Source organism: uncultured Bradyrhizobium sp. (assembly GCF_964252615.1).
In the GTDB taxonomy this organism is placed as follows: Bacteria; Pseudomonadota; Alphaproteobacteria; order Rhizobiales; family Xanthobacteraceae; genus Bradyrhizobium.
This window is the reverse complement of the sequence record NZ_CAXUNQ010000014.1, coordinates 62,239-80,309: the sequence shown is the minus strand read 5'-3', so window position 1 is coordinate 80,309 and position 18,071 is coordinate 62,239. Positions and strand designations below refer to the sequence as shown.

11 protein-coding genes, 1 tRNA gene and 1 pseudogene are annotated in these 18,071 nt (G+C 58.9%); 6 read left to right on the top strand and 7 right to left on the bottom strand.

Going from position 1 to position 18,071, the window contains the following annotated elements; translation table 11 throughout:
* The first annotated feature begins 180 nt into the window (after positions 1–180).
* A complete protein-coding gene (locus tag ACFE72_RS10390) occupies positions 181–954 on the top strand; it encodes an outer membrane protein (protein WP_375413003.1) in 774 nt (257 codons plus the stop codon).
* Positions 955–1,032: 78 nt separating this feature from the next.
* Here the strand turns inward: ACFE72_RS10390 and ACFE72_RS10385 are convergent, their stop codons facing one another.
* The 5 genes from ACFE72_RS10385 to ACFE72_RS10365 form a co-directional block, all read right to left on the bottom strand.
* Positions 1,033–4,005, bottom strand: a complete 2,973-nt coding sequence (locus tag ACFE72_RS10385) for a type III restriction-modification system endonuclease (RefSeq protein WP_375413002.1) — start codon at positions 4,003–4,005, stop codon at positions 1,033–1,035.
* 10 nt (positions 4,006–4,015) lie between these two features.
* Positions 4,016–6,019, bottom strand: coding sequence for a site-specific DNA-methyltransferase (locus ACFE72_RS10380; protein ID WP_375413001.1), 2,004 nt, complete (start codon positions 6,017–6,019; stop codon positions 4,016–4,018).
* Positions 6,020–6,028: 9 nt separating this feature from the next.
* A complete protein-coding gene (locus ACFE72_RS10375; protein WP_375413000.1) occupies positions 6,029–6,784 on the bottom strand; it encodes a DUF4391 domain-containing protein in 756 nt (251 codons plus the stop codon).
* The gene (locus ACFE72_RS10370; RefSeq protein WP_375412999.1) at positions 6,781–9,996 is read right to left on the bottom strand and encodes a helicase-related protein; all 3,216 of its coding nucleotides are present in this window, start codon (positions 9,994–9,996) and stop codon (positions 6,781–6,783) included. The genes ACFE72_RS10375 and ACFE72_RS10370 overlap by 4 nt, the downstream gene beginning before the upstream one ends.
* Before the next feature lie 683 nt (positions 9,997–10,679).
* Complete coding sequence (locus tag ACFE72_RS10365; RefSeq protein WP_375412998.1) at positions 10,680–11,279, bottom strand: hypothetical protein; 600 nt, start codon at positions 11,277–11,279, stop codon at positions 10,680–10,682.
* A gap of 306 nt (positions 11,280–11,585) precedes the next feature.
* On the opposite strand from ACFE72_RS10365, the gene ACFE72_RS10360 reads away from it, so the two are divergent.
* Positions 11,586–11,930, top strand: a complete 345-nt coding sequence (locus ACFE72_RS10360) for a hypothetical protein (RefSeq protein WP_375412997.1) — start codon at positions 11,586–11,588, stop codon at positions 11,928–11,930.
* Positions 11,927–12,925 (top strand): annotated as a pseudogene (locus ACFE72_RS10355) (recombinase family protein); the annotation flags it as partial. The gene ACFE72_RS10360 and the pseudogene ACFE72_RS10355, both read left to right, overlap by 4 nt.
* A 541-nt stretch (positions 12,926–13,466) precedes the next feature.
* Here the strand turns inward: ACFE72_RS10355 and ACFE72_RS10350 are convergent.
* Positions 13,467–13,543 (bottom strand) — tRNA-Arg (locus tag ACFE72_RS10350).
* Between the two features lie 201 nt (positions 13,544–13,744).
* Positions 13,745–15,208 carry an ATP-binding protein gene (locus ACFE72_RS10345; protein ID WP_375412996.1) on the bottom strand — a complete coding sequence of 488 codons (1,464 nt, stop codon included), beginning with the start codon at positions 15,206–15,208 and terminating at the stop codon, positions 13,745–13,747.
* Between the two features lie 388 nt (positions 15,209–15,596).
* Between ACFE72_RS10345 and rpmH the strand changes: the two genes are divergently transcribed.
* The 3 genes from rpmH to yidC are packed head-to-tail and all read left to right on the top strand — an operon-like array spanning position 15,597 to position 18,010.
* A complete protein-coding gene (gene rpmH, locus ACFE72_RS10340) occupies positions 15,597–15,731 on the top strand; it encodes a 50S ribosomal protein L34 (protein WP_006609582.1) in 135 nt (44 codons plus the stop codon).
* 24 nt (positions 15,732–15,755) lie between these two features.
* The gene (gene rnpA / locus ACFE72_RS10335; protein ID WP_375412995.1) at positions 15,756–16,118 is read left to right on the top strand and encodes a ribonuclease P protein component; all 363 of its coding nucleotides are present in this window, start codon (positions 15,756–15,758) and stop codon (positions 16,116–16,118) included.
* A 17-nt stretch (positions 16,119–16,135) separates the two neighbouring features.
* Entirely contained in the window at positions 16,136–18,010 is a 1,875-nt protein-coding gene (yidC, locus tag ACFE72_RS10330) for a membrane protein insertase YidC (RefSeq protein WP_375412994.1), read from the top strand.
* The last annotated feature ends 61 nt before the right edge of the window (positions 18,011–18,071 follow it).

Here is an 18,071-nt window from a genome sequence, read left to right as displayed (position 1 = left end):
GTCTTTTGGCGCACATCGGCTCCCATGCCCCGATTGGGTCAGAAAACCCTATAAAAGCCAACATGTTAAACAGAATAACGAGAAGCGTTTACCGTCCGTCCTGCATTGGCTTCGGGACGAACAACCGATTTCCGGTCTCCCGATTGAGCCTTTTCTGTTGGCAAGATAGGGGACTGAAGGATGACGATGATCTCGAAAAACAGGCGTCTGCGCGTGGGCCTGGTGTTCGCCGCGGTCGCGGGATGCGGGCAGGCGCAAGCCGCTGACATGCAGGCGGCGCGGCCCTACGCCAAGGCGCCGGTCGCCGTGAGCACCGTGTATGATTGGAGCGGCTTCTACCTGGGCGGCATGGTCGGCGGCCTTGGCGAGCGCAACGAGGCGACGACGCCCAATGGCGAAGTCACCGGCACCTTGCGCAACTATGCAGCCCGTTTTACAGGCGGCGGCTATGCCGGCTACAATGTCCAGTACGGCGGGCTGGTCCTCGGCGTCGAGGGCGACATCGCAGGCATTCTCGGCGGTCGGGCAGTCTCCTCCGTGCAGCCGACGATCGTTCCGGGCTTCACCGCATCGACCGCCTCCGATCCGCAATGGATCGCGACCGTCACCGGCAGGGCCGGTTTCGCGATCGACCGTTGGCTGGTCTACGGCAAGGGCGGCGGAGCCTGGGAAGGCACCCGCTACACCGGCAACGTCATCGATGGGGGCGGCGCGCTTTTCGCGACCCAGACACTGTCCACAACGCGCAGCGGCTGGCTGGCCGGCGGAGGCGTTGAATACGCCTGGAACCAGAACTGGCTGTCGCGGATCGAATACAACTACGTGGATTTCGGCACGAAGCGGGTTAATTACACCCTCGTCGGCGTCAACAACGTCGATTACCGCAACACCAGCCACATCGTGAAGGCGGGTCTTTCTTACAAGTTTGGAGGCTCTCCAGTACCGCAGTTTTGAGCGGCTGACGGACGGACCGGAAGGCAGAGGCCTGCGGCGGGGGCCTCTGCCTTCTATTTTTTGTTCGAAGCGGGCCTACTAGTTCTTCAGCACATCGTCAAGTGACGTTGCGACCACGTAACGCGCGGGATTATCGTTCACGGCCAGCGCTTTAAAATGCGCCTTGCCGCAGGCGATTTTCGCGCCTTCCTTATCGCGTAGGTCGTCCTTGAACAGGCTGCCTTTAGTCTCGACCACGAAGTAGAGACGTTCGACCCCATCCTTCTCGATGAGCACGGCCCAATCGGGGTTGTACGTCCCGAGCGGCGTCGGCACTTTGAACCAGCCCGGCAGTTTCGCGTAGACTTTGACGGCTTCGTTTTTCTCAAGCTGCTCGGCGAAGCCTTGCTCTATTCCCGCCGAGTCATAGACGACGCGCTCAAATACGCTCTTCGAAACCTCAAGGCTTTGCTTGAGGTAGCCCATCAGCTCTTCGGTCTGAAACAACTCTTGCGCATAGTAGTGCTCGTCGCCGATCCGCTGATACTTAATGCCATCCACAAATGCGAGGCGCTTGCTGCGATTGATGGTTTCCGCCGCGAGCTCAATGAAGTCCTGCGGATTGCGCTTGAAATCGTCCAGGCGCGTGCTGTCTTTGAGAATGCGCACAATGCTGCGCCGCGTGAGTTGTGTCTTGTCCTGAAGGTCGGTCAAAAGGTCCGGCAGCTCGATGTCAGCTTCATCGAGCGTAATGGGCGCGGCGCCGCCGATCTCCTTCGCCTGGACGCCAGCTTTACCAATGGAGAGATCGGCCTTGCGAACGTGCACACGGGTCTTCGCGATGACAGGGCCATCCTTCAGCGTCTTGACACAATCGGCGATCAGCTTCTCGTTGTCGAAAGCAACACGGTACGTCGTCTTGTGCTTGATGCGCTCCCATAGCGCTTTGAAGCCTTCGCTTTCCAGCACAGCCTGGCGGGTCTGAATGCGCACGCGGTCATCGGCGTTCTTGATTTCAAGTCGCCCAGCCAGCTTGCGCAGAATCTCGGTAATCTGCGCCGCCTGCGCGGCATATTTCCCGGGGATCTTGAGCTTGCCATCCTTGAGGGCAGTGCGCAGCGTGTCCTGCACCTTGCCCTTGGCATCCACGTAGCCCTCGGCCTTGAGGTGCTGCCAAAGCGACTGCGATTCCTCGAACCCTAATGGCTTCGCGACGCCCGTGTCATCAGTGACCGATACGCCCGCAAACTGGTGCTCCTCGACGATGCCAAAGCGGATGCCCGTCTCGTCCTCGATCTCCTTCTGGAGTTTTTCGGCGAACTCTTCGTAGTCCTCATTGGCGACGACGGTAAGCGTGTTGATATCGAACCCGCGCAGCCGCTCGCCGTCTTGGTTGACGCACAATCGCAGACCGCGCCCGATGGTTTGCCGGCGCTCGCGCTCGGTGCCGATTTCGCGCAAAGCGCAAATCTGGAACACGTTCGGATTATCCCAGCCCTCGCGCAGCGCAGAGTGCGAGAAGATGAATTTGAGCTTGGTATCGAAGCTGAGGAGCAACTCCTTGTCCTTCATGATGAGATTATAGGCGCGTTCGGCGTTGTCGCGGTTGCCTTGATTGTTCTCCGCCGTGTCGCTCCAGGTGCCTTTCTTGTCGATTGAGAAATAGCCGTTGTGAACCTCGGCCGCATCGCTCTCCACATCCACTTCCTTGAACAAGACCTGATAGTCTGGATGTTTCGCGAGCCGCCGGTACTCCTCTTCGAACATCAGCGCATACTTGCCCTTCACGGGCTGCCCGTCCGCCGTGTAGCTGCGATAATTGGCAACTTCGTCAATGAAGAAAAGACTCAAGACCTTGATCTTGAGGGGAGCCAGACGCTTTTCCTTGTCGAGGTGTTCCTTGATAGTGCGGCGGATCATCAGCCGCTTGAGCGCGTCGGCGTCGACATCGCCGACGGCCTGTCCGGGGCGCAACCACTCCTCGCTGCCTGGGACTTTCAGCTCGACCAATTGATCGCTCTTGGCAGCCCGGATTTCACCGATGCGCATATCCTTGTAGAGGGCGCGCTCGGTGACTTGTTCCAGATCGTCACCGTCCTGCACATTCTTCGGCAAGCGCCGCACGCCCGACGCCGTCTGAACATCCACCTCGACCTTGGCCGTAATCGCACCGCGCCTGTTGCTGACCGAAATGAGCCGCAAATACGGCTTGTTGTGCGCGCCATCGACGGTCATGGATGCCACTTCAATCTGCTTCACAAGCTTCCGCTCATAGGCATCGACGGCGTCCAGCCGGTACAACATATGATGCTTGTCAGCGTGAGTGGCGGAGTAACGCAAGGTGCATAATGGGTTCATAGCCTCTAACGCAGCCTTCCCGGACCCGGAAAGACCACCGTCCACGCTCTGCGGCTCATCCACGATGACAATCGGGCGCGTCGCGCGGATGAGATCGATTGGTCTTTCGCCACCCGTCTGTTCGTTTGCGCCTTTCCCATAGATGTTGTTCACATCCTTCTTGTTGATGGCGCCGACAGTCATCACCATGATCTGAATAATCGAACTAGTAGCAAAATTGCGCACCTGACCGAGTTTGCTGGAGTCGTACAAGAAGAACTCAAAGGGTGCATTGGCGTAGATGCTGCGAAAATGATCTTCGGTGATCTGAAGTGTCTTGTAGACGCCCTCCTTGATCGCGACCGATGGGACGACGATGACAAACTTCCTGAACCCGTAATCTCGATTCAGTTCGAATATTGTGCGGAGATAGACGTAAGTCTTGCCCGTGCCCGTCTCCATTTCGACGGTGAAATCTCCGGACGCCAAATCTTCTGATGGCTTGAGGCCGTTCCGGAGCTGAACGTCCCTAAGGTTGGTCAACAGCTCGTCATCAAGTAGCGCCAACCGGTTACCGATACCCAGGTCGCTGTCGAAAGCCTCCATCTGCATGCCGAGCGCATTGCGCGTAACGGTGAACTCAGTTCTGCAAATCTCCTGACCTCGAAAAAGATCGGCGACGGCATCGATGGCCTGGCGTTGGAAGTCGAGATCGGGTTCGAAGTGCAACTTCATTGCGCGGTGCTCATAGACTACGCACGGTTTCGAGGCCGTGCTGCTGGAGGATCGCCGTCATGTTGGTCTTGGCAACATCATCCGCGAATGCACTATCCCGGAACACGATCTGGCTCTCGCCAGCCGGAGCGAGTGCCTTGTGCCAATTCGCAACGCCAAGCGCGAGCGGCTCAACATCCTTGGCATCGATCTTCTCCGCGAGACAGGCCAGCAAAACGCCAGCACCGATGCTGTGAACCGCCTTACCAGCTACCTTCCTCGTCTCGATGGGGACGGTGAGGTCCAACCCGAGCTTTAACAGAAGCTCGAAAAGGATGTCCTGTCCCGTGCGGTCGGTCTTCAGATGCTCCGCCGCTTCGTCAAGAGTCTCCGCAATGTCATCCCTATTTGGGTCCCACATATGAATATTGCTTGTGTCCAGCTTGAATACGCGAAATCCAACGTCGCCTTTGAAAAGACTGTTCTCCTCACGAACCCTCTGTGCCGATCTACGAAGTCTCTCTTTTGTAATTTCAGCAATATTCGTCGGACGCCCTAGCTTAGTCAGAAAGTTGAATCCGATGGTTTGGTCTTTATTGTCCGCAAGTATCGGCTCTGGAAGCTGAACAAGAATGAAACGTCTCTTTCCCAAATCTACTGCATTCTGCGCCATGGTCGCGTGGCCGGTGGTTCCAGATCCAGCGAAGAAGTCCAGGATAATATCGTTATCAGATGTGAAGTACCTTATGAGTCGAGCAATATCGTTCCAGTTCTTTGGGTTCTCAAAAACTCGTTCGCCCATCAGCTGGACAAAGTTCATGGTCGCTGTTTGAGCATAGCTGTAGAACACGGAGGGCATCACCTGTCCTTCGCCTTCGAACAGATAGCGAATTTGTCGAGGCAGAGTGCTTTCATCCTGACCAAAAACCACTCGGCCGGAATCATAGGCGGCCCAGAATTTCTCTTTCGTGGGGTAGACCCAGCCGCCTGCAGGTACTTTGCAATGCTTCTTGGTTTGTGGATGGAGCACTTCATATTTCGGGCCGCCACCGCCGGGCCACGAAATATCACCGTCGTCGCGAAAAGGGCCGCGAGGACCGACTTTCGTAAAGCGGCCAAGCTTCTTCCGTGGATCGTCTTCGTCTATCTCTGCGAAATGAGCGCGCCAAGACTCTTTGATTTTGATCCAGTCGTCTGAAAATTGTAAGCGCAGTGAGGTGAATAATTCTCTAGCCTCGTCGATCCCTTCCTTCGGCTCCCTTAACTTCAGGTCCATCTCGCGCAATAGCGAGCGATCTTTCGCATATACAAGCATGTACTCATGACCAACAGAGAATAACTTAGCGTCGTTCTTTCGGTTGCGATCCCAGACAAGAGTTGCAACATGGTTCTCTTCGCCAAATATACTGTCGAGTACGTGGGCGAGGTTTTTACATTCTTCGTCATCCACGCTGACAGCAATGAAACCATCTGGACACATGAGATCACGCGCGAGCCTCAGGCGCGGATAGATCATGCTTAACCACTGCGTATGGAAGCGCCCCGAAGACTCGGTATTCGAACTTACGCGTCTGTCGCCCTCTAGTTGACCCGTTAGCTCGAGGTAATTCTTGATGTTGTCACGAAAGTCATCCGGATAGACGAAATCGCTTCCTGTATTGTAGGGGGGGTCGACATAGATGAATTTGACCTTGGCGGCATAACTTTTCTGAAGAAGCTTCAAGACCTCCAAGTTGTCTCCTTCAATCATCAGGTTCTGCGTCGTCCCCCAATCTACACTGTCTTCAGGTGATGGCCGAAGTGTTCCGGCAGAGGGCGTGAGTGCCAGCTGACGAGCTTTGCGCTTCCCATGCCAACTCAGACCATATTTCTCCTCGCGCTCGTCGAGCGCGGCACCTAGAAGTTGCTTCAACGTCTCAAAATCGATTCGGTCTTCGGTGACAATTTCCGGAAACAACGCCTTCAGTTGTGCGATGTTGTCCGCAACAACGTCGGCGCTCTGTGCGATGGAGTCCGCCTCGTCAATCTTCTTCATATCGCCCCCTTAGAGCTTCTTTGTCGCAACGTGTAACTCATCCTCCAGCCGTTGAATGGCGAGGTTGATATCCACGCGGCGGTTGATCTGTTTTTCCTTGGCGGCCTTCGCCCGCATCCCGGCAATTTCACGCGTAATTCTGGCGTAATCGTCGAGCGCCTTTTGCCGGGCGACCGCCTCAGCCATAGTTTGTGTCAGCATGTACTGACCCGTCAAGCGGGACGCCGCGACAGCTTGCAACCGTTCGATCCAGCCGGTGTAAAGGGCCTGAAGGTCACTGTTTGGCTGGTCGGCGAGCCTCAGGCTGTCAACAAAGGCGGCCTGATTCTCTGGCGATTCACTGCCCATTGAAACTTCAATTACAGCCCCGTCGAGGACAACGGCTATGGCTTCCGCTTGTGATGCCCGCTTATGGGCCACTGAAAGCCCGACACTGCCTGCGTGCTCGGCGACAAGAAGCAACGGATACGGGATCGCGCGATGTATCAGTTCAACCAGTCGAGTCACTTTAGCGGGCACACGGAACGACGCGATGAGCACCGCGATTTCCAGATATTCCCGCGCGTCATTCTTGAATGTGGGCACCCCGCAATTGGTAGGCTTGAGCGCCGCAACCCACATCACCTCTTCGATGCCGTCCTGGATTGCGCGCTTGTCTGCCGCCGTGGGCGCACCTTGTTCCAGAAAGAGCTTCTTCGGCACACGCTGATCGACGCGGGCGTCTGGCGGTAATGCCAGCGCAGCAATGATGTCTTGCGCCTTCACGCCGCCGTCCCGGTCTGGATGGCGGGCAGAACAACAAGATAAGCCACCACCTCGAAATCGTTGATCCCCGCGAATTCACCTTTCTGTGCGTGCGTGCCGCCGGGGGTGAACAGGCTCGCGACCGCGCGCTCTTCTTTCTTGCCGGTGATGGACGCGACCGCAGCTGCCAGTTGCTTCTGCACTGCGCCCATGTTCTCGCCGTTGCGCGTCGCCGCGTCGAAGCGTGCGCTGGCATCTTGGTTCACGGCGTCTGTGTCGATGCAAAGCTTCTTCAAGCGATCGAGGACGTGCTTGGCCTGTGTGTAGGACAACAGCACAGCTCCATCATCGCCGATGTGGAGGAGATAGTGCGGGCTCAGCGGATAGCCCGGTTCAATGCCTTTTATAGCGGTGTCACTCGCTGCCCGCAGACAGAAGATGGCACCAGGGGGTACAATGGCGGGGCCTGTCTGGCTATCTGCGGTGGTGATTGCAAAGGTTCCGAACGGAAGCGTTTCCAATTGGGTCGGATGCTCTTTGATGTATCCGGCGAGGTCAATGCGGAAATCATTGAGCGTGAGATCAGCAATGGATACGCCGCTCGACAAGTCCTCCAGATCGATGACGGCTTCCTGAAGTTTCATGAGCTGTTGGCGGCGATATTCCAGATCGTTCATCGGGTCGCCGGACTGTTGCTCGATAAGGTTCTCCTCTCCGGTAGCCGAGATATCGAGCAGCACCATGCGTCCGCTCACGCGCTGTTCAAGATTGATGTATTCCTCTAGCTCAATGTTCGGCCAAAAATTGACCAATTGAATGGCGTCGTTAGGGGAGCCGATACGGTCAATTCGTCCAAAGCGCTGAATAATCCGGACCGGGTTCCAGTGGATGTCATAGTTGATGAGGTAGTCGCAATCCTGGAGGTTCTGTCCCTCTGATATGCAATCTGTCGCGATCAGAAGCTCGATATCGCCTTCCGCCGCCATTTCAGGCGGACGCTCCTTGGAGCGTGGCGAGAACGCCGTCAGGATGCTGCCAAGGTCCGTGCGCAGCCCGGGCAGCGTCGTCTTGTTGCGGCCCGCGCCGGTTACAAGGGCGGTGTGCAGCCCGAGCGCGGACTGCATCCAGCCGGAGAGCTGCTGATACAGATATCCGGCGGTGTCCGCAAAAGCGGTGAATACGATGATCTTGCGGTTGCCCGGATTGATGGGATTGCGCACCTTCTCTTCGATCAACGCCTTCAGCCGTTCAAGTTTGTCGTCGCGCGCCGGTAATACCTGCCGCGCGGCGTTGAGCAATGTTTCGAGCCGGTCGCGATCTTCCACGAGGTCCTGACGCCAGCGGACGCGGTCCACATCCTGCAATAGTACTTTGACATTGCGGCCTACCAGCAACGTTTCGAAAGACGGGTCATCGACTTCGATGTCGTCGATGGAGATTTCTTGGATTGGGTCTGAATGGGTGTCGATCTTGTCCAGCACTTCGATAACGTCGGAGAGCTGCCGCTCAAGCGTCAGCGCGAAGGAGGTGACTGCGCTCTCCATCCGCTTGAGTATGTTCACGCGCAATAAATGGATGAGGCTTTGCTCGCGATCTGCCTGTTTGAAGACCCGCTCGCCGCCATGCAGTTTTGTGCTGTATTTCTCGTCATACGCCGCCTGCTTGTGCGGTAGGACGTATTTCAGAGGCGCGTAAGCGCTGAGATTCAAGCGCCTGATCTCATTGTTGATGTCGCGGATCGAGCGGAATTCGCCCGCACGGTCCACGTCCGCTTTGACGTTGATCGGTGCGAGCCTCTGCGGGAATTTCCCCGTTTCTTTGATGCCGTAGTACTTTTCGATGTGCTTGCGCGACCGTGCTATGGTCAGGAGATCGAGCAGCTTGAAGTAATCGAAACCCAGCATGTCGATGAGCCGAGCGGGTTTGCGTTCATCCTCATCGAAGGTAAGCCATCGATTGAACTGCGCCTGCGCAAGTCGCGTCGTCGCCTCAATGCTGGGAATGTTGTGTTCGGCGAGGGCAGTGTCCACGCCCTCTGTAACGAAGGCGATCTGGTTCTTCAGGTCAGCCAGGCGGTTGTTCACTGGAGTAGCCGAGAGCATTAGCACACGCGTCTTCACACCGGCCTTGATGATGCGCTGCATCAGGCGGTCGTACCGCGTCTCACGGCCCTTGTGCGCCGACTTGTTTCGGAAGTTGTGTGACTCGTCGATAACGACGAGGTCATAGTTTCCCCAATTGACGTGCGAGAGGTCGATGTCGCCCGATATCCCAGCATCGCGCGACAAGTCAGTGTGATTGAGCACATCGTAGTGCAAGCGGTCGCCGGCTAGACTGTTGCGGCGGTCGTTGGATTTGTAGAGCGTCCAGTTGTCCCGCAAGCGTTTGGGACACAAGACGAGAACCCTGTCATTGCGTAGTTCGTAATACTTGATGACCGCGAGGGCCTCGAACGTCTTACCAAGGCCCACGCTATCGGCGATGATACAGCCGCCGTGCCGCTCCAGCTTGTCGATGGCGCCGATGACACCGTCCCGCTGGAACTTGAAGAGCTTCTTCCAAACAATGCTCTCGCGGATGCCAGTCGCCGACTTGACGATCTTGTCTTCATCCATTTGCTCGCCGAGGTCGCGGAACAGATGTAACAGCATGAGGAAGTAAACGAGATTGGGAGGCTTGTGCGCCGCGAGCGCGTTCAGTCTTTCGAGGAGCTGCGCTTTAGCGGCATTCGATTCAGGCAAGCTCGCCCAAAGCTGATCGAACCACGCGCCCAGCGTGGCGCTCTCATCCGTTGTTTCGGCACATTGAATAAGGGCGAGCTGATCGCTTGGCGTTAGACCGAGACCGTCTGTCGTAAACGGGCAATTGCCCGTAATGACGCGTTGGCTCGCACCGTTTGAAAGTGCCACGAAGGATTGTGGAAGCGCTTTTGCCGTGGATCTCGCTTGGACTTTCGCTTCGATCCAATTTGCGAATTGCAGTGCCAATGCACGCGTGCCTAGCCGATTCCTAAAGGGGCGTTCCGACTCGGCCCCGAGTAGCCCCGCATCAATAATGGCTCCTTCTGACAGTACAAGACGGCACCTCGCTACGTTGGCTAGTGGTTTTGCAAGCTCTCCGAATGCGTGAAGAGATAGCGATGATGCAACCATGTTCATGGCCGTGCCTGCCATGAGCGCGTTTCGCAGCTCATCGATCACTCTGTCATTGCCGCTATTCTTGATAAGCTTCATGCGTCCTCGGCTAACCCAATGAACATGCTATATAAATTCCTTGTCTACAACTGGAGAATCCTTATCCCTGCGAGGCTAGGCGTTCGTTTTGCTGGAGCGGAAAAACTCCGCGACTTGCTCGTGGGTGCCGAGGCGGCGAAACGCTCTTCGGTCGATGGGGGCAGGGAGAGCGAAGTCTCCCGCGCGCGGTTCGGCGGTAAGCCGCTGACTTGGGGACTCGGGGTGCACGGAGCTTCCGAGCGCGATCGAACGGCGGACGTTCGTCCATGGTGCGGTGCAGGTGGAGAGGAAATATCTCCACGCCCTGCTCGTGGGTGCCGAGGGGCGGCGAGACGCTCCTCGTGTCGATGGGTGCAGGGAGTGAAATCTCCCGCGCGTAGTTAGGCGGCAAGATGCTGACCATGGGGTCTCGGGGAGCATGGAGGCTCCCTGACGTGGTGATGAAACGGCCAGACGTTTCGTTGGCGCGGTGATGGCTCGATGCCATGAACCGCGCCATGAGCCGGGGGGATGCAACGGGGGCGCGCCAGCGGGCCCCCCTTGCCAAGATGGTGCGGTCGTATGACCGCACACATCTTGCGATCAGCGCGAAGCGCGCCGGTTTGCTATTTCCCTGCAATCAGATGCTCTGGTGGTGCGGCAGCCTCCGACTTTGGCACGCCAAGCGGCATAGCTTTTGCAAGTCAGTCGGCATCGGGTTCGGGTAGTTCAACGTGCAAGGCTTCGTCCAGGCCAGCCCTTAGTTCCGGATTGGCAAAGCCCGGCGCATTGCGCAGAAACCACAGTATCTTCTGATCGACAAGCCGCGCGATGACGCGGCTGCGCGCAGCCGGATTTTTGGGGTGGCGGCCGATCGGCCCGGCCACGCGAATGATCGCCAGCAACTGCGCGACCATCATGTCATAGACGGAATCGGACGGACGCTCCCGCAGGATCATCGCAAAATCGAAACGCCACCAGCTCTCGGCGAGATGATAGTTCGGCGCGCCGGGTGTTTCGCGGACGCCGCGTCGGCTGCGCAACCGATTGCGGTGAAACCTGAGAAGGGTGCGTTCGAAATCTTTATGGTCGTCCGGATCGTAGCGTGCCGGGCCGGCGCCGCCGTAAAAATTCATGAACAGGCCGGCGTCGTAGAAATATATCCGAATCTTGCGGTAGAGATCGTTGACGCTGTTCACGCTTAGGCCGGTCATCCGTGCCGTCTCGGTGGCCGTGTGATCGCGCACGAAACAGGCGAGCACCTTGCGGAAGCGGTAATCGCTGATCTTGGCCGCGTGCTGCAAGCGGCTTCCGCCGCGTCGTTTTTTGGAAACGGCGCGCGTCATGAGACAGCCGATCTTCGCTGCAATCTCAACATCATGCACCGTGCGCGATGATCGAAATCGCGCCGTTTGCTTGGAAAGACCCGCGCGTCCGGCCTCGCTTCGCTTCCATTTCCGAGATTACATAATGGGAGAGCGTCGCGCGCGATACCCAAACTTAAGACAGATAAAAGTTGCAAATCTAGGAATAATGTCCTATCGTGAAGGCGTTCATTGCGCTTCGTCACGGCGAGCGGGACAGGTCAACCGCCGAACAGAAAAGGACCCATGGCGATGCACCCCACAGACGATTCATTGCCGGTCTCCGGCGACACCGCGGCATTTGCCGCCCTGAGCTTCAATCCCGCAGAATTCGCGGCGTACGTCGCAGACTTCGATTTGAGCGAAGCGCAGCAGCGCGAGCTGCTCGAAACCGTGTGGACGATGATGGTCGGCTTCGTCGATCTGGGTTTCCGTATTCATCCGGTTCAGCAGGTGCTGCCTGAGGATGACGTGAAGATTTCCCTTCAAGTGAATACCGCGCCGGCATTAGAATCCGATCATTCGACATCAACGAACACATCGATCCTCGGAGACCGCTTCGAGCGCGTCGCGGGAAGGACGGATTCATGAACAAATGGCTCGGCAATACAAGTCTCAAAGCGCATCCGATCCAGGCGGTGCTGTATTGCCGCATCTCGGACAAGGCCCAGGAGCGGCGCGGCAGCGGTCTCGCATCGCAGGAAGCGACGTGCCAGGAATATGCGCGCTTCAAGGGCTATCAGGTTGTCGAGGTTTTTCGCGAGGTGCTGACCGGCGGCGAGCAGAACCGGCCGGTCATGACATCGCTGTTGGCGTATCTGTCCAAGCACAAGAAGGAAGGCCGTGTCGTCATCATCGATGATATCAGCCGCTTCGCGCGGGACGTGCCGGGCCATTGGTTTCTGCGCGAGCAGTTGAAAGCGGCAGGCGGCATTCTCGAAAGCCCGCGTATCGAATTCGGCGACGATGCCGACTCGGTCTTCCGTGAGAATATTCTTGCAAGCTCCGCACAGCACCAGCGGCAGAAAAACGCCGAGCAGACCAAGTCACGAATGCGCGCAAGAATCGTCAACGGCCACTGGCCTTTCCCTCCGCCGGCCGGATATCGGCATGAAAGACGTTCAGGTGAAGGAATGGTGCTGGTCTGCGACGAACCCGCCGCATCCGTCATCAAGGAAGCCCTGGAGGGCTTCGCGTCCGGCCGCTTCCGTTCGCAGGCCGAGGTCTTGCGCTTCCTGGAGTCCAATCCGGATTTCCCGAAAGACCGGTCAGGCAAGGTTCGTTACAAGCAGGTCTACGATATCCTCACGCGCGCGCTGTATGCGGGCTATGTCGAGGCCCCGAAATGGAACGTGCCGCTGCGCAAGGGACGCCACCAGGCGCTGATCGACCTTGCGACGCACGAGCGCATTCAACAGCGCCTGAAAGAGGGATCAAAGGCGGCAGCCCGCGCCGACATCAGCGTTGATTTTCCGCTGCGTGGCAGCGTTGCCTGCGCCGCGTGCGGCAATCCGCTGACCGGCTATTGGTCTGAAAGTCATACCGGCAGGAAATATCCGTACTACATGTGTTACAGCAAAGGCTGCGCGCGCTACCGCAAGTCCATCGGTCGCGATCGTGTCGAAGCCGCGTTCGAAGCCATGCTGGCAACCCTCACGCCGTCGAAGCGCCTGTTCGATCTCGCCGGCGCGATGTTCAAGCGCGCATGGGATCAGCGCCACGCACAGGCCAAGGTCATGGCGCGGTCGTGTGAAAAGGAAGTGCAGCGGATCGAAAAAGAGGTCGCGGTTCTGCTCGACCGCATCGTCGAGACGCAATCGGGCGTGGTGATCGCCGCCTACGAAAACCGGATCGGCGCGCTTGAGAAAGCCAAGCTCCTGGCGACCGAAAGACTCGCGAAAACGGACCAACCGCGCGGCAGGTTTGACGAGATGTTCGAACTCGCGATGCGCTTCCTCGCAAGCCCTTCAAAAATCTGGGAAAGCGGAAAAATCGAAGCGCGCAAGATGGTGCTGCGGCTCGTGTTTGCTGACAGGCTTCCGTACTCTCCCGAGCAAGGGTTTCGAACCCCAAAAACCACCATGCCGTTCAACGTGTTAGACGGTCTCAACAAGGGAGATAACATGATGGCGCGCCCGAAGAGATTCGAACTCCTGACCCCCAGATTCGTAGTCTGGTGCTCTATCCAGCTGAGCTACGGGCGCGTGTTTCGCTTGAAGTATCGCGGGGCGCACGGTGCCCCCGATGCCGCAATCATTCCCGAGACTAGGATATGCCGCGAAAGCGGGCCATAGCTACCGGCTCCGGCGGGGCTTGGCAAGGTCCGCAAACGCCATCGGCCGGTCGGCGGCACCGGCACATTCGCACCGAAACCGTTCGAAATGCGCCGGATGCCGCGATCCGGCCTACGCCCTTGCGCGCTCGCTGCGCACGGTCTGCAATTCCACCGGGCGGTCGGGAATCGATATCCGGAACGTCGCGCCGATGGTGCCTTCCACCAAATGGATATCGCCCCCATGCGCGCGGACCAGTTCGGCGGCGATGGCAAGGCCGAGCCCGCTGCCGCCGGGCCGGCCGGAGGCCTGGAACGCCTCGAACAAATGGGCGCGGGCCTTGGCGGGAACGCCGGGCCCGGTGTCGGAGACTTCAACGATGGCAACCGCGCCTTCGCGGCGACCGGTGATGCGGATCTGCTGGGCCGCGGTGTCGCTTCTGGGCCGGCCTTCCAGCGCCTGGGCCGCGTTGCGCACCAGATTGAGCAGAATGCGAAACAGCTGATCGGGGTCGGCGTCGATGAGGAGCCCGCGCTCGATCGCGCTGATCCAGCCGATCGAGGCGTCCGAGGCGAGGCCTGCGGATTCGCGCACCTCGTTCACGACAGGCTCGATCGCGATCATGCGGCGGTCCGGTGCCGCCTCCTGGGCGCGGCCGTAGGACAGCGTCGACTGGCAGAAGGCGATGGCGCGCTCCAGCGAGCGCATCAGTTTCGGCGCGAAGCGCTGCACGCGCGGGTCCGGCACGCTGGCGAGCTGATCCGACAGCAGTTGCGAGGATGCGAGAAGATTGCGCAGGTCGTGATTGATCTTGGATACCGCAAGCCCAAGGGCCGCCAGCCGGCTCTTCTGGTGCAGCATCGACACCAGATCGCGCTGCATGTCCGATAATTCGCGTTCGGCAACGCCGATTTCGTCGCCGCGCTGCGACGGCACGATGATGCGCGCGGAGCTTTCGGGATCCTGATGGAAGCCGACCAGACTCGCCGTGAGACGCCGCATCGGCCGCACGAACAGATAGTGCAGCGCCAGATACACCAGCGCCGCGGTCAGGCTCGCAAATGCCAGCGACAGCAGCAGAAGATTGCGGGAGAACCGGTACATCGCCTGCCGTAACGGAAGCTCGTCAACGACGACCTCGATGAACTGCGCGCCGCCGGGCGCGGGCCCGACGATCCGGATCGACTGGTTGCCGCTCTCCAGCATCACCTCGAACGCGTCGACAATCGCCGACCACACGGTCATGGAGCGCATGTCGATGTCATGATCGATCGCCGGCGGCAGGTCGGCGCTGGCCAGCAGGCGACGCTGCTGCCCCATCTTGATGGCGACCGCGCGGGCGCCGATGCTGCCGAGGATTTGCCGCGCCAGCGAATCCGGCACCATGCCGGAGGGGGCGGCGTCCAGCACCAGCGCTGCGGTATTCGCCGCCGCCAGCCGGTCGTTCAGCCGGTTGACCCGGAAGTTCGCAATTGCCGGCACGTAGATCAGCACTTCGGCGATCATCACCAGCGGAATGGTGAGCAGCAGCAGCTTGCCGGACAGGCCGAGCCGCCGTTGCGGTCCCACTTTTGCCTGTTGCGCCACGCCTGACACGATATCTGCCTCTGATCCAACGTCTTTCAGGATGCGTCCTGTTCGGAAACTGGTCAAATTACGGATCGCTAATGTCGGTCAGACCCGCATCTAGGGAGCGCGTCCGGACGCACCAAGGGCCCGACCATGCCTGCCGCGTCGCGATTTCCTGAGAACACCGCGAAACCCGCATTATTCGGGGTAATTGCGCCCTTTCGAGAAACCTCGAAACGGGGCCGAGCAAGATTGACGGAAACGGGTCGCTCCCGTATAAGCCGCGCCAACTGTCCGCGATGGCCCGGTCTGACCGGGGCGGCTCATTTGGGCTGGAACGGCCTGTGTTTGGGGCCGGCATCTAACGGACTCATCTCATTATCAGGCGAATTGCCCGGTCAGCGGAGAACGACCCGTGAAGCGGACTTATCAACCCAGCAAACTGGTGCGCAAGCGCCGCCACGGCTTTCGCGCCCGTCTTGCGACGACCGGTGGCCGCAAGGTTCTCGCTGCGCGGCGCGCGCGCGGCCGCAAGCGTCTGAGCGCCTGAACGGGCACTTTAAGAGATCTCACCATGGATCGGCTAAGGCAGCGGGCGGACTTCCTCGCCGTTGCCAATGGGCCGCGGATGAACGGCCCTGCCTTCGTGGTGCAGAGCCGCGTCCGCGGCGACGGCGGCGAGATCCGCGTCGGCTTCACCGTGACCAGGAAGGTCGGTACCGCGACCGAACGCAACCGCGTCCGCCGCCGGCTTCGCGAATTGGTGAAGCGGCTGGATGCCGGTTCGATGCGACCGCACAGTGATTATGTGCTAGTCGGCCGGCGTGCCGCGCTTACGCGCGACTTCGCCGCCATGCTCGACGATCTCCGCTCGGCGCTGCATCGCCTCGACCGGCAGCCCCTGAATGTTTCGCGGCAAAAGCCGCAGCCCAATTGAATGACGAGACCTGAACGATGACCGACAATCGCAACACCATCCTCGCCGTCATTCTGTCCGGCCTGGTGCTGATCGGCTGGCAATATTTCTTCAACATTCCGCAGATGGAAAAGCAGCGCGCCGCCGAGCGGGCGCAGAGCGAAATGGTCAAGCCCGCGCCGCAGGCCACGCCGGGGAGACCGCAAGCCGGTGCGACGTCCACGCCATCGGCCAACGCGCCTGCGGCAAATCAGCCCGGGTCCATGGCGGTCGTCAGCCGTGACGCCGCGATTTCCGCCTCATCCCGCGTCAGAATCGAAACTCCCAGCATAAGCGGCAGCATCTCGCTGAAGGGCGCGCGTATCGACGACCTGTCGCTGGTAAAGTTCCGCGATACGGTCGATCCGTTGTCTCCCGCGATCGTACTGTTCTCGCCCTCGAACACGGCCGAGCCTTATTACGCCGAATTCGGATGGGTCGCCGCGTCAGGTTCGACGGTGCGGATTCCCGACCAGAATACGCAGTGGCAGCAGGAAGGGTCGGGCAGCCTGACGCCGTCGAGCCCGGTGACGCTCAAATACGACAACGGCGACGGCCTCACCTTCCGCCGCACCATTTCGGTCGACGACCGCTATTTGTTTACGGTCAAGGATGACGTGACCAACGTCGGCAATGCGCCGGTGACGCTGTATCCGTTCGCCCTGATCTCGCGGCACGGCACGCCGCAGGTCGCCGGCTATTACATCCTGCACGAAGGTCTGGTCGGCTATCTCGGCGAGCAGGGCCTGCAGGAATACGGTTACAAGAAAATCGACGACGCCAAGGCGGTCAATTTCAAGGTCACCAATGGCTGGCTCGGCATCACAGACAAATACTGGGCGTCGGCGCTGCTGCCGGACACCAATGCGCAGTTGCAGGCACGGTTCTCATCCAATCTGGTCGGCACCACCAGAACCTATCAGACCGACTACCTGCAGGACCCGCAGACCATCGCCATCGGCGGCACCGGCACGGCGAATGCGCGGCTGTTCGCCGGCGCCAAGGAAGCCAGCGTCGTCGGCATCAATTTTCCGGGCTTTGGCCTTGGCGGATACAACAAGCAGCTCGGCCTCAACCACTTCGATCTTTTGATCGATTGGGGCTGGTTCTACTTCATCACCAAGCCGATGTTTCTGGCGCTGGACTGGTTCTATCACCTGGTCGGCAATTTCGGCATCGCCATTCTTCTGGTCACGGTGCTGGTGAAACTGATCTTTTTCCCGCTTGCCAACAAGTCCTATGCCTCGATGGCCAAGATGAAATCGGTGCAGCCGCAACTGGCCGCTCTGAAGGAACGCTATCCCGACGACAAGGTCAAACAGCAGCAGGAGATGATGGAAATCTACAAGAAGGAGAAGATCAACCCGATCGCCGGTTGTCTTCCGGTAGCATTGCAGATTCCGGTGTTCTTCTCGCTCTACAAGGTGCTGTTCGTCACCATCGAAATGCGGCATGCGCCATTCTTCGGCTGGATCAAGGATTTGTCGGCGCCCGATCCGAGCAACCTGTTCAACCTGTTCGGCCTGCTTCATTTCGATCCGACCGCGGTGCCGCTACTCGGGCATTACCTCGTGCTCGGCGCGTGGCCGATCATCATGGGCATCACCATGTGGTTCCAGATGAAGCTCAATCCGACCCCGCCGGATCCGACGCAAAAAATGATTTTCGACTGGATGCCGCTGATCTTCACCTTCATGCTGGCAGGCTTCCCGGCCGGTCTGGTGATCTACTGGGCGTGGAACAACCTGCTCTCGGTGCTGCAGCAGAGTTTCATCATGCGCAAGAACGGGGTCAAGGTCGAGTTGTTCGACAATCTCAAGGCGACGTTCGCCAAGAAGCCGCCGGTCGAGAAACCCGCGAACAAGACGACGTAGGATTCCGAAGGCCATCGCCTCGAAGCGGCGGCGCAAGAATTTTAAACTCGTCATGTCCGGC

Bases quoted from the DNA above. Each gene is read 5' to 3' on its own strand.
- ACFE72_RS10390 (WP_375413003.1), top strand. From the start codon at position 181: ATGACGATGATCTCGAAAAACAGGCGTCTGCGCGTGGGCCTGGTGTTC.
- ACFE72_RS10385 (WP_375413002.1), bottom strand. From the start codon at position 4,005: ATGAAGTTGCACTTCGAACCCGATCTCGACTTCCAACGCCAGGCCATC.
- ACFE72_RS10380 (WP_375413001.1), bottom strand. From the start codon at position 6,019: ATGAAGAAGATTGACGAGGCGGACTCCATCGCACAGAGCGCCGACGTT.
- ACFE72_RS10370 (WP_375412999.1), bottom strand. From the start codon at position 9,996: ATGAAGCTTATCAAGAATAGCGGCAATGACAGAGTGATCGATGAGCTG.
- ACFE72_RS10360 (WP_375412997.1), top strand. From the start codon at position 11,586: ATGGCGATGCACCCCACAGACGATTCATTGCCGGTCTCCGGCGACACC.
- rnpA (WP_375412995.1), top strand. From the start codon at position 15,756: ATGGATCGGCTAAGGCAGCGGGCGGACTTCCTCGCCGTTGCCAATGGG.
- yidC (WP_375412994.1), top strand. From the start codon at position 16,136: ATGACCGACAATCGCAACACCATCCTCGCCGTCATTCTGTCCGGCCTG.